This is a genomic window from Paenibacillus swuensis, from assembly GCF_001644605.1.
Classification (GTDB): Bacteria; Bacillota; Bacilli; order Paenibacillales; family DY6; genus Paenibacillus_N; species Paenibacillus_N swuensis.
Window position 1 is genome coordinate 438,456 of sequence record NZ_CP011388.1, and the last position, 12,767, is coordinate 451,222.

Consider the following 12,767-nt stretch of genomic DNA (forward strand, 5'->3'; position numbering starts at 1 on the left):
TACAATGAGCATACGAGATATTATCGAAGGCAAAAAAGAGTGGAGAGCGCACGTCGCGCGTGTCAAAGCGATTCCGCAAGATTATCAGATTGTTTATAAGGAGATTCAGAAATATCTCTTTAAGGTCGGCCCTGTGGAGTTAACCAACGGGACGGGTTTGCTCTCAGGGATTATTGATCTGTTTGAAGAGGGCGCAGCCTCGGGAAAAGGCGTGCTTGAAGTGACGGGCAGGGACGTAGCCGCTTTCTGCGACGATTTAATTAAAGATTCAAAAACATACTCTGACATCTATCAAGAAGCTATTGCCCAAGAAGTGAACAAGAATATGAAGAAGTAGAAGAGATCCTGTTGTTAGCAATAACAAACGGGCACCTCAATGGAATTGAGATGCCCGACCACCATACATTAATCTACCAGCCTGAATTGCCCGCGCCGCGGTTCACAGTGAAGTTGGTGATGTTGTTCAGTCCGCCGGAAGCCGCTCCGCTGACTTTCACATTGCTGAACGCAGCGGATCCGTTGGCATTAAGCTCGATGCCATAGCTCCCCGCTCCGGTAATATTGATGTTGTTAAACGTTACGTTGTTGATCGTCCGATTATAGGACATCAAGATGCCTTGATGCGTACTGTCCAGAATGTCCATGTCGCGCACCACTATCGGCGCGGTGATGTCGGACGAATCCGCATAAATCCACAATGCCCCCAGCTGTGAGCCCCAGTTCGGCTCATAGCCGCCTGTACGCAACAACGTGTTGCGTTGTATCGTCGTGGTCCCGCTGAAAGGCGCCGGGTTAAACCGGGAACTTACCGCAATACCGGATGAGCCCGTTACAGTATCGCTGATCAGGTTATCTTCCGCCCGGTTGGAAGTGCCTCCATAAATGCCGATTCCGTTGGCCAACAATGGCAATTGAATCGTATTAAATTTGAAATTGTTGAACTGATCCGCCTGACCCTCGGAGAACATAGCCGCGCCGTCGTCCCCCGTATTACGAATATGACTTTGCTCCAGACGAACATTAATCGCTCCCGCATGCAGGTTCAATCCGTCCGCGAAGGTGTCGCGAATACGTACGCCGCTAATCAGCAACCCGTTCGTCGGGCCTTTCACCCAAAAACCTACTTTGGTGTGCTCGATCCAGATATTTTGAATCAACGAACCGGTACCGAAATTCCCTTCAATGGCGGTATGGAAGTTGGCGTCATCCCGGTATGAAACATCTCCGATGATGGCAAAGTCATGCATCTGCACATTGCTGCCCGTCCCCATGAAACCGCCGAAACCGTTGGAGCCTGTAATGGCGGAGTACCAAGGACCCGCTCCGCGAATGGTTACATTGTCCACGTTAATGTAGCTGCTGATTTTGAACTTCCCTTGGGGAATCCAAACGCCTTTGCCTTGAGATTTGGCAGTGTTGATCGCATTCTGGATCGCCGAGGTATTGTCTGTAGTTCCGTTGCCAGACGCGTTATACGGCGCCGCACTGATGTCGATGAAATTCGCAGGCATCGCGTAAGCCGCATCCGCTTTCTCCAGTTCGACCAAATCAATCGTATAAGAAGCAGCCGTATTGCCGGCATCCTTCTGAAGCTTAATGATGTCACCCGAATTTACATTGGCAATGAGAAACCTTCCGTCATCAAAAAACCGATGCGGCGAGCCGTTGGAAGGGTTGTTGTTATAAGGGTAGCCGCCGTAAACCCAAGCGTATTTCGAAGACAATTGCAGATCCTGTGATTTCGTTCCGTTAATGTACAGGGAAAGGGTAGCATTGGTCCCGTTACCCGCCGCGTCATCCGGAATGGAGTAGCGCACTACCAAGGCGTTCGCTGCTTTTTGCGCGGTAAATTGAACATAGTGGCCGTTGGCTGTCAGTTGCACCGCTTTACGACCCGAAGCTTCGGATGGTAGCTGCAAATACGTGCGGCTCGGCCCCAACACAGTACCGTTCGTCGTTCCGTTCTCCGCTTCATAAGTGGTGTACGGCATCGTTGCTCCGCGTGTGTTCAGCGCGGCTCCGGTGTTCCCCGATAAGGAATCAATCTGAACATTCCCTGTATCGCCTGCCGCATATTGATAAGCAATCGTGTTCAGTCCGTTACGCAAAGCCAGCGTCTCATTCTTCACAGCCCATGTGGTCCAATTCGCTGTGGCCGGCAACGATGTTGTCACCTGTTTAACTCCGTTTACCAGGACACTCAGCGTTTTCGCTGAACCGGAGCCGTTCGCGTAGCGTAAGCCCACGCTTGCGTTACCTGCAACCGCGTTAACTGTAAATACGGTACGTGCCCCGTTAACAGTTAGACCACTGACATAGCCTGTTCCGGTATAGCCGGCATTCGCTGTGTTTATCGCTGTCCCCCCGGACAAGAACGCTTCTTCCGCTTCAATCGCACCGGCAGGTGTCGGGTCTGGCGGCGTCACAACGGTGCCCGCAGTAAGCTTGATATTGTCCACGTTCACGTTGCCGCTGTCTGTGGTATCGAATTTCAACGCAATCGTGTTATTTCCGGCGTTCAATGTAACACCCTCAACCTGCGTGCCCCAAGTATCCCAATTAGCCGTATTCGTTAAGGAAATCTGTCTTAGTTTAACACCGTTCACGTATAGGCTCAGGGTCTTCGCGCTTCCCGTGCCGTTCGCGTAACGAACCGTCACATCATAAGCGCCTGCAGCGGTCACATTCACGTTAAAAAGCGCAGATGCGTTTCCTTTGTTACTGTCCGTGTAACCTCCTACGAATCCCGTACCCGTATAACCCGGATGGTCACTTGCAACTTGAGTCCCGCCCGTTAATGAAGCGCCCTCAGCCTCATAAGTGCCGGCCGGCGGCTGCGTATTGGTCACCGCTTCCATGGAAAGCTGATCCACATTCACGTTACCGCTGTCTGTTGAATCAAATTTATAGGAGATCGTGTTGGTACCCGAACCAAGCGCCACTGTTTCCGCCATGGTTACCCAAGTGTCCCAATTCGCCCCATGGGGCAAGGTGGTTTGCTTCACCTTTGTGTTGTTCACATAGATGCTTAGCGTCTTCGAACTTCCCGTACCATTCGCGTAACGAAGTATAGCGGTGTGGTTCCCGGCCGCAGCCCCGTTTACCGTGAATTGCACTCTGGCGTTTCCTTTATTCGCATCTGTAAATCCACCTACAAAGCCCGTACCGTTATATCCCGGGTGATTCGTTGCCGTTACGGCACCTCCCGATAATGCCGCGTTTTCTGCTTGATAAACCGTCGGTGCGGCTTGGGCAAGCTGCGGAATGAAGCCCATCACGATCAGTTGTGCCAGCATGATACACCCTACCAGCCCGCTTCCGAGCTTCCGCATTCTTGTTGCTTTGTTGATTCTGTTCTTCACAATATTCCTCCTTTGCAAAATGAAAACTGGATTGAAGGCTTCATTAGTTATGTAAAATATCATGATGTGTAAGCGCTTCATATGGTAATTATGATCATTTTCACACCTCGCTTCTGCCACGATTGATACCTGAAAGGGAAAGATAATGACTTCGCGTGCAAAAAAAGAAAAAACCACAGTCAATGATGATAACGACTCAAGTAGATCAAGCCGTTATCATCATCGAAGTGGTCTTCAACTTACTAAGGTTTATGTCCCTGGTGTTTCCTGTGTACTTGGCTATCCGGTACCGCAGGCGCCTCATAGTAAACGCCAACATCAGGCTCATCAGCGGTTCGGAACGTAAAGTTATTACCCATCGTGCTGAAATGCTTCCCTACCTTGGTGTTCCGCACAATCAAGTTGTCCACGGTAACGCTGCCCGTCACACTGTTGCTCACATGTGTGCCCCAAGTGCCGGTTCCGTCAATGACCAGATTCTGAATGAGCACCCGGTGCTCGCCGGATTTATTGATAGGATGCGGACCGTTGATGTAGAGACCCTGATACGTACTGTCGGTCACTTGATTGTTCCTAACGATGATGTCCGAATCAATCGGCTTATCTCCCGTGAAGATCCAGATGGCGCCGAAATCCTGACTCCAGTTGTGTTCACGACCTCCTGTGCGAATCAGCGTATTACGTTCAACCACGGTCGTTCCGCTGAAAGGTACCGGATTAAACCGCGTAGAGATGGCAATGCCCGCGCCGAAGCCGACCGTGTCGGACAAGATATTGTCCTGTATCGTGTTATCCTTCCCTCCGAAGATGGCGATATTATCCGCCAGCCAAGGCAGCTGTACGGTGTTAAACCGCACCGTGTTCCCGTCTGTGGTGGCATCCTGATCGGATACGCCCTCCGGTTGAGAGGACCATACCGCAATGCTGTCGTCTCCCGAGTTGCGGATATGGGATTGCTCCACCACCGAGTGCTTCGTACCGGTGGAGAAGTTCACGCCGTCCGCATACGTGTTGCGGATGCGCAAGCCTCCCGCGTACAGACCGTCCGTGCTGACGCCTTCGTCGCTGCGAACCGACCAGACCCCCGCTTTGGCATGCTCGATCCAGATATTCTGGAACACCGAACCGGTACCGAACGTACCGTCAAATGCCGCTTCGCGCAGTTCATCGCGCCGCGCCGTCACGTCTACATCAATGGCCAAATCATACACCCTAATATTACTGCCTACGCCCATGAATCCTGCACCTAACAGCTGTGTATACCACATACCGGCTCCGCGTAACGTTACATTCTGAACGCTTATCGGCCCTTGACGAAGCTCGAAGGTTCCCGATGGAATCCATACACCGGCATATTTCTTACCTGCATGGGATTGAACTTCAGCTATAGCAGCTTTCACCGCATCGCTATCGTCCTTGCCGTCATCTCCCACAGCACCGAATTCCGTAACGGATACATAATCCTTTGGCTTACTGTAAACCCCTTCAACCTGCTCCAGTTCGGCCAAATCCAGAACATAGTACTCTGCGGCATCATCCGCGTTCTTCTGGAAGCGAATCGTTGCTCCCGCCGCGACATCCCCGATAAATTTGTGGGACTCATCATAGAAACGATGAGCGTCTCCGTCCGCCGGATAGTTGCTCCAAGGGTATTTCCCGTATACCCAGCTGTACTTGGAGGATAGCTGAAGCTTTCCGTGCTCCTTGCCGTCTACATACATCGTTAGGGAAGCATCCTGGCCTTGACCGTCCTCACTGTCAGGCAGAATATACCGGAGTGTCAGGAAATTGGCCGACTTCGCCAGCTTCATCTCCACATAGTCGCCGGTCTGATTCAGCTGCACCGCCTGACGTCCTGATGCTTCAGAGGCGAAGGTTTTGAACGTCCGGTTCGGCTTCAGCACTTCACCGTTCGTCGCGCCATGCTCCGCTTCATAGGCGGTGAAAGGCAAGGTCGCGCCGCGATAATCCCGATTCACCGCATGATGTACGGTCAAGGCATCAACCGCGAGGGCTCCTTTGTTGTCCGCTTCATTTTGCAGAAAAATCGTATTCATTCCCGCTCGCAAAGTCAGACGGACATCCATCGTATCCCAAGCGTCCTTCGTACCTTTAAAATGCAGCTCATCCACCCGAAGTCCGTTCACATATAGCGCCAGCTTCTGCGGCTTATCGTTGCTGTAACGAAGGGTAGCCGCGTATTCATCGGTCTTCTGCGCATTCACCGAAAAGATTAGATTCGCACCCACGCTGCTAAACCCGTCCGCATACCCTTGACCGGTAAATCCGCTTCTCTCCTTTCTGACCCGCACACCACCTGTGGCAAAAGCTTTCTCCGCCTCCACCCTCACAGAGCCCGCCAAAGGCTCCAGCGTCCACAGGGTGGATTCACGGATCGCGGCTCCCTCGGCACTCAACTTTCCGGAAGCGTTCAGTGCGCCTGGTTTCCCTCCCAGGTTGCTGATAAACCGCTGACGGCCCGCATAGTCCGCAAACGACCATCTTGCGCCGGCACCCACACCATCTGCAACAGCAGAAATGATTCCGTTGGCATCAACCGACACATAATGGCCGCTCAGCCTGTTTTTCAACCGACGCAGGCCGTTCTGATCCTCAAGCAGCCAATGAGAAGCTCCGTCATATACCGTAGCCCGACGGGTAATAAGCCTTCCGTCTTGTTCCGCCAAATATAATCCGTTCTCGCTGCTCCGAATCTGCACATAATTCGTATGCGCGATGACCGGGGTAAGCGCGGAAGCATCTTCCGCTTCTTCCTCCGGTACATTCGCCTCGGCCGGCGCCGCTTCGAATGTCCATTGAACGGAAGCATTCTCTACGGAACGGAGTTCCAGCTGCGGGAAGCCCAAGCCGTCCTGAACATGGATATAGGCATCCGTGTAGCCGTCCGCCTGACCGCGAACCACATAAGTGCTTTGGGTCACGGTCCGTTCCACGACCCACTGCGCCTTCGTGCCCGCCGCCTGCAAGTCCTTCGACGTTTCCAGATAACTCATCCCGTTCTCGGTGGACATGTAGTTGCCTGTAGCGCGATTCTTCAATAAGTGAACGCCGTCTACCGTCTCCCATTGCCAATGTCCTGTAGCATTATCCGCAGCAATGTTGCCATAAAGGATGACGTTATTCTGATTCTCGTACAGGTATTGACCGTTACCCTTGCTCTTCACGCGAATAAAGCCTTCAGGCAACTCGATTGGCTGCTCCGGCGCAGGCTCTATGGCCGTTACAGGCACAAACTCCCACTTCGGGCTTCCCCATTCCCGGGGAATCACGCCGTATTGAGCATGCTTTAATTTGTTCTCCACATGAATATATTGTCCGTCAGCACTTGAACCCGCACTGCTTCGAATCAGCTTGAAGCCTTGAAAATCCTCAACAATCCAATCTCCGTTTACGGAACCTTCCGAAATCTCCGAAGCCTTCAAAGGATCTCTGGCGCCTGTCACGCCTTCCAGATTCATGTAATGGCCTGTTGCTTTGTTTTTGAATCGTTTTTTGCCGTCCGTATCTTCAACTAACCATTGTGCTTTCTCATCTGTCATCCCTGCATTCCCGTACTTCACAATACCGTTCTCTTCATATAAGTACAGCTGCAGGTAATCGTTCTTGATTCGAATATATGGGGAAGCCGGAGGTTCTTCCGTTCCGCCGCCGCCCGGGAGAGGGGGCTCATCCGAAGCGGGCTCCAGCTTCCACAGCGCGCTGCCCCAGCCTGGTTGTGCCCAGTTATTGCTTGTGGCGAACCCGCTCTGCGTCTGCACATTGATCAGGCGGTCCGGATGATCCTTACTGAAGAAATTCATCCAGCCCGGTTGCCCGGCCGCCTCCACCAGAGTCCACACTTGTGAAGAAGCCCCTGATTCGACCCCCAACACATCCAGAGGCGCCGTGATGTTCTCAGGCGCAATCACATTCCGCATATCCATTACATGTCCCGTAGCGCGGTTCGTTACCTTCGTTGCATCACCTGTGGTTTCCACAATCCAATGGGATGAGGTGTCATTGGAAGCAGGCGCCCCATACTTCACTTTCCCGGCATCTTCATACAAATACGTGCCCTTCCACTGGTTTACGATTCGGACAGGCGCTTGATCGTAAGCGGTTTCAAGTTGCCATACGGCGCTGCCCCATGCGGGTTGGGCCCAGTTGTTGGCTTGCGCAAAGCCGTCTTGCGTCTGCACATTAACCAATGGGTCCGCATAGTCCGTGCTGATGATATTCACATAACCGGATTGACCTGCGACTTCCGTTACGTTCCATTCATCGCTGGTCCAGCTCTCTTCCACCTCGGTAACTTCAAGCGGCTTCGTTATATCCGCCGGCGCGGTCTCATTCTGCATGTGAAGCAAGTGACCTGTGGCACGGTTGCGGATGCGCTTCGCTCCGTTGTGTTCCTCCAACGTCCATTGAGACGCAGGATCGTTTATCGCTGTGTATCCATAACGGACCTTGCCTTCCGACTCGTATAGGTAGTTGCCTTTCCACTGGTTCTTGATTCTCACATAAGAAGCTTCTGCTGAAAGCGAAGTTGGCTCCAGAGCGGGACTGCCCCCCGTCCCCGGGTCCGCAAACGCGGACAGCGGAGACAGAGACAGAACTGCGGTTAAAGTCAGAGCCCAAAATTTCTTGAGGGATTTCATCCGATAAAGTCCTCCTTAGAATGGGTTCGATACCATCACACAGATTTCAAACAACTTAACCTTTCGTCGCCCCGTCCGCCAAGCCGGAAATCAGGTAACGCTGCAGGATCAGGAACACGGTCGCAATTGGAATCGCGATCAGAATCGTGCCCGCCGCGAAGATCGTAAAGTTGTTCGCAAACTTATCATTAATAAAGCTGAACAAACCGAGCGCCAGCGTGAACTTCTCGGGCGACCGCAAAATAATGCGCGGCGTCAGGAAGTCCATGAACGGCGCCATGAACGTGAACAGACCCACAACAGCGAGAATCGGACGCGTTAACGGCAGCAGAATGCGGAAGAAGATCGTCAGATGCCCGGCACCGTCCATCTTGGCCGATTCGTCCAGGTCCCGCGGCAGGGTGTCCAGGTAGCCCTTGACCAGAAACACATTCATAGGCAATCCCCCGATCAAGTAAATCAGGATCAGCCCCGTGAACGTATCCAGCAGGTTGGCCAGATTCAGCAGCAAATAAATCGCCACCATGCCCATCAGCACGGGGAACATTTGCAGAAGCAAGAAGGTGTAAATCCCGTATTTGCGCCCTATAAATTTGAATCGGGAGAATACATAAGCCACAAGCGATACCATCGCAACGGATGCCGCCGCATTGGCGAAGGCAATGATCAGTGTGTTTTTGTACCACAGCACATAATCGCTTCGGGGGTCCGTAAATAACCATTTATAATGCTCGAGCGACCAGTTATCGGGAATCATTTTGGCGCTGAACAGGGAGGTTCCGGGGTTTAGAGAGATGCTGAGCGCCCAGAGCAACGGATACATAATCAGCGTAAACATAAACAGGACAATCGCATAAATGCCCGTGAGTTCAAGTTTGGATTTCAAGGATGATTTCATGTTCATCTTAATACATGCCCTCCTCTTTGAAAGACCGGGTTCTGCGGAATTGATAGAAAGCGAAAATCGCTACAAGCAGCCCCATAATAATGGAAATGACCGCGGCCATCTTGTAATTGTTCTCGTTGAACGTCAGGCTGTACACCCATGAAATGAGAATATCCGTCGCCCCGGAATTCTGACCCGGCACCGGAGGACCGCCCTTGTTAAACAGGTAAATAATATTGAAGTTATTGAAGTTATACGAGTACTGCATGATCAGCAGCGGCGCCGTGGCATACATCAGGTGCGGGAACGTAATACTGCGGAACTTGTCCCAGCGCGAACCCCCGTCCACATCGGCCGCTTCGTACCAGTCTTTGGAGATACTCTGGAGCACACCCGTAAACAAAGTAAATACATAAGGAAAGCCCAGCCACACCTGGATAAAGATAATGGCCACACGCGCCCAGAACGGATCCGTCAACCAAGGAATGAAGCCGCCCAAATGGCTGAAAATATCGCGGTTTATCGCCCCGAACGTATCGTTGAACATAGCCGCAAACACGAGCACGGTCATAAAGGAAGGCACGGCCCATGGCAAAATAAACACCGTCCGAATCACTCGCTTAAAGCGCACGCGCCGGTCGTTCACCATGACGGCCAAGAACAAGGCAAGCGCAATCTGCAACGTAGTCGCCACAAGCGTCCAGATTACCGTCCAGGACAGCACGGAGAATAAACTCTTCGTCCATACCGCTTCGGTGAACAGCGCTTTGAAATTCAGCAAGCCTACCCAATCCAGCAGGTGCGCCGGCGGGGAGTTATACAGATTGTAATTCGTGAAAGCCAGGCAAATCATAAAGACTAACGGAAATATAACGATCATCGTCAGCATGACAAAAGTCGGGACCACGACAAAATACGGAAAGCCCCGGTCATAGCTGTTGTGGAACGATTCCCGGATCGAAGGGATGCGGAAGCCGTCCTGATGCAATTGCGCATCCTTGCGGGCATCCGCAATATTCACCGCATAGAACAGGGCAGCAATGGCGGTCACAAGAACGGACAGAATGCCTTCCACCAGGAGCGCTTGCGAATCATCCACGTCCGGCGTGTCGCCTAAGGTAATGAGACCGATGAAGCCGTTGATGAGCGGAACCAACAGGGTGGCGGCGAAGACGGCCGCTACACTCAGGAAGAGAATTCCCTTTATCCACCTGCGGTTATACAGCTGACCCAAGCCGGGTATGATGGACAGCAAACCGGCTGTAAGTGCTCGATTTCCTGTACGTTGCTGTGCGGGTTTCCCTACAGAAGGGTTGATATGCATAATAATTCTCCTTCCGGCGATGGTATCGTGATTTTAGGCAGAAAAGAAGAAGGGACTTTGTACAAGCCCCTCCTGTCTTCTTGGAGAATTTACTTCGTTGCCGCACCGGCCATTTTCATTTTGTCCTGAACCAGTTTAACCGCATCATCCAGAGATGTCTGAACGTCTTTACCCTCAGCTACGAATTTCAGCGCGTTCGCCATAGGCTCCCACACATGATCCAGCTCTGGTACTGTCGGGAACGGTTGACCGTATTGAATCTGACCCGAGAAACCAGCCACCATCGGATCGCTTGTCAATTCGCTGTTCGACAGGACTGTCTTTACCGGAGGCACTTCGCCGGTTTTCTGGAACCATTCGAGCGAGCTCTCTTCGTTCGTAATGAAAGCCGCAAGGTCAGCCGCCCATTCCGGATGCTTCGAGAACTTGGAAAGCATGTAACCTTTTACACCGATGAAGGAAGTCGGGTGTTTGTCGCCCTCAAGCGTCGGTAGCGGAGCTACAACGAGGTCGTCGCCAAGCGCTTTTTTGTAATCCGTGATCGCCCATGGACCGTTAATCACCGCGCCTACATTGCCTTGCGTGAATAATCCGCCGACGATGTCGCCGTTTACGCCTTTAGGCAGGTAGCCCTTGGTGTACCAGCTTTGGATCAGGTTCGCGCCTTTAACTACGCCTTCTTTGTTCAATCCGATATCATTAATGTCGTAAGTTCCGTTGTTGTCTTTAAAAATGTATCCGCCGCTGCCGCCCAGCAGAGACCATGCAAAGTAGAAGTTAGCCGCTTCGAACAGGAAGCCGTACTTCTGTTTCTTCGCATCCGTTAACGTTTCGCCGAGCTTCTCCAGGTCCGCAATCGTCTTCGGCGCCTCGGGTACCAGCTTCTTGTTGTAGAACAACGCGTACGTTTCGGTAACCGCCGGCAAACCGTACAGTGTGCCCGCTTGGCTTAACGCGGCAAGCGATTCAGGCGTGTACAAATCCAACGTCGCTTGCTCCGCTTTCAACGGCTGCACAAGTCCCTTCACAACCAAGCTTCCGATGCCCGGCTGGTAGAACAAATCCGGTCCTTTGCCCGCAGGGCCGTCGAGCGCAAGCACCTTCGGCTGTTCGTTCATTGGAACGGGTTTCACGTTCACTTTAATACCGGTTTTGTCTGTGTATTTCTCCGTGATGGCTGTGAAAAACTCCATTTTGTCCGCGTTATCATCCTGCCATACCGTTAGCTCAGCCGGTTTCTCCGGCATGCCGCTCGGGTCGGCCGCCGCGTTCTCGCCTGCCGTGTTGTTCGCTCCCGCATTGGCGTTCGCCGCCGTGTTCTCGGCTTTCGCGCCGTTATTGCCGCTTGCGTTGTTGTTTCCATTCCCGCAGCCTGCCAATCCGCTGACGGACATCATCAGGCACAGTGTAAGCAGCAGTCCTTTGCTCTTTCTCATGTTCTTGTTTCCTCCCCTAAGTGCGTTCAACTCGCGTCCCCCTGTGGAAAGCGGTTCATGCTCTCATTGTAGAATGTCGGGCAGGACGTCACTACTAACTTAGTGACCTGAAAGGTAACGATTGTTACATGACTTCATCTTCCCTTATAATGTAACCATTGGTTAATACACGGAAAGAAGGATGCCCGATGTCACGAAAGCTGTACGGAACCTTGATTTTGCTCAGTCTGATTTGGGGAGGATCGTTTTATTTTATCAAAATACTGCTGGAAGACTTCGGCCCCTGGACCATTGCCTTCTTCCGCTCGGGAACAGGACTCGTCACCATTATCGGCATCATGCTTGTGCTTCGGAAACCGTTCGGATTCAAGCGCATGGCCTGGGGTCCGATGGCGATTGTGGCGATGCTGAACACGGCCGTTCCCTGGGCTTTAATCGCTCACAGCGAGACCCTGCTCACCAGCGGGATGGCTTCTGTGCTGAACGCGACCACGCCGATGTGGACATTGTTGGTAGGGCTTCTGTTCTTCGGGGGTGTGTTCAACCGCATGCAAGGACTGGGTTTGGTGATGGCCACCTTAGGGCTTATTGTGCTCCTGGATGTGAATCCGGTGTCCATCATTTCGGTTGACCCGATCGGATTACTGGCAATGATGGCTGCGACTTTCTGCTACGGATTATCTTCGCAACTGTCCAAGCGTTATTTAGGCGGCATGTCCATGTATCAGATCGCTTTTGGCACCTTGCTGTGCGGTATGATCGGCAGCGGGTTCGCGGCGTTTACGTTCGAGCAGGTAAATTTTGCTCCTTTGGCATCGTTGCATCATGTGGGTGTATTAGTGGGGTTGGGAGCTTTCGGCTCGGGCTTGGCCTATATTCTGTTCTATTCATTGCTCCAAAAGGGATCCCCCGAATTCGCAGCCAGCGTCACTTATCTCGTGCCTGCAACAGCCATTCTGTGGGGGGCGACATTGCTTGGCGAGGAGCTTCGTTGGAGCTTACTTGCGGGTTTGGCTTTGATTCTGGGAGGCGTGTACATGGCCAACCGGAAACCGCGAAGCGTTGCGGCGGCTGTAGGGAACGAGGCTTGATGGGGATTCG

General features: G+C 52.4%; 7 protein-coding genes. 2 read left to right on the top strand and 5 right to left on the bottom strand.

What is annotated here, in order from left to right; genetic code table 11:
* The first annotated feature begins 4 nt into the window (after positions 1 to 4).
* Positions 5 to 337: a DUF1048 domain-containing protein gene (locus SY83_RS02010; RefSeq protein WP_068603780.1), complete on the top strand. Its 333-nt coding sequence runs from the start codon at positions 5 to 7 to the stop codon at positions 335 to 337.
* 73 nt (positions 338 to 410) lie between these two features.
* On the opposite strand, the gene SY83_RS02015 is transcribed toward SY83_RS02010, so the two are convergent.
* The 5 genes from SY83_RS02015 to SY83_RS02035 all read right to left on the bottom strand — a co-directional run bounded on the left by SY83_RS02015 (position 411) and on the right by SY83_RS02035 (position 11,666).
* Positions 411 to 3,362: a CBM35 domain-containing protein gene (locus SY83_RS02015; RefSeq protein ID WP_197479940.1), complete on the bottom strand. Its 2,952-nt coding sequence runs from the start codon at positions 3,360 to 3,362 to the stop codon at positions 411 to 413.
* 242 nt (positions 3,363 to 3,604) lie between these two features.
* Positions 3,605 to 8,020 (bottom strand): CBM35 domain-containing protein, encoded by a 4,416-nt coding sequence (locus SY83_RS02020; protein WP_068603783.1) that lies wholly within the window; start codon positions 8,018 to 8,020, stop codon positions 3,605 to 3,607.
* A 55-nt stretch (positions 8,021 to 8,075) separates the two neighbouring features.
* Positions 8,076 to 8,918: a sugar ABC transporter permease gene (locus SY83_RS02025; protein ID WP_068610763.1), complete on the bottom strand. Its 843-nt coding sequence runs from the start codon at positions 8,916 to 8,918 to the stop codon at positions 8,076 to 8,078.
* Positions 8,919 to 8,925: 7 nt separating this feature from the next.
* A complete protein-coding gene (locus SY83_RS02030) occupies positions 8,926 to 10,230 on the bottom strand; it encodes a sugar ABC transporter permease (RefSeq protein WP_068603785.1) in 1,305 nt (434 codons plus the stop codon).
* 89 nt (positions 10,231 to 10,319) lie between these two features.
* Positions 10,320 to 11,666: an extracellular solute-binding protein gene (locus SY83_RS02035; protein WP_068603788.1), complete on the bottom strand. Its 1,347-nt coding sequence runs from the start codon at positions 11,664 to 11,666 to the stop codon at positions 10,320 to 10,322.
* A 188-nt stretch (positions 11,667 to 11,854) separates the two neighbouring features.
* Here SY83_RS02035 and SY83_RS02040 point away from each other — a divergent pair, with 188 nt between their 5' ends.
* Positions 11,855 to 12,757, top strand: a complete 903-nt coding sequence (locus SY83_RS02040; RefSeq protein ID WP_068603790.1) for a DMT family transporter — start codon at positions 11,855 to 11,857, stop codon at positions 12,755 to 12,757.
* Positions 12,758 to 12,767 lie beyond the last annotated feature (10 nt).

Coding starts and splice junctions, on each gene's coding strand:
- SY83_RS02010 (WP_068603780.1), top strand. CDS start 5: ATGAGCATACGAGATATTATCGAAGGCAAAAAAGAGTGGAGAGCGCAC.
- SY83_RS02020 (WP_068603783.1), bottom strand. CDS start 8,020: ATGAAATCCCTCAAGAAATTTTGGGCTCTGACTTTAACCGCAGTTCTG.
- SY83_RS02025 (WP_068610763.1), bottom strand. CDS start 8,918: ATGAAATCATCCTTGAAATCCAAACTTGAACTCACGGGCATTTATGCG.
- SY83_RS02035 (WP_068603788.1), bottom strand. CDS start 11,666: ATGAGAAAGAGCAAAGGACTGCTGCTTACACTGTGCCTGATGATGTCC.
- SY83_RS02030 (WP_068603785.1), bottom strand. CDS start 10,230: ATGCATATCAACCCTTCTGTAGGGAAACCCGCACAGCAACGTACAGGA.
- SY83_RS02040 (WP_068603790.1), top strand. CDS start 11,855: ATGTCACGAAAGCTGTACGGAACCTTGATTTTGCTCAGTCTGATTTGG.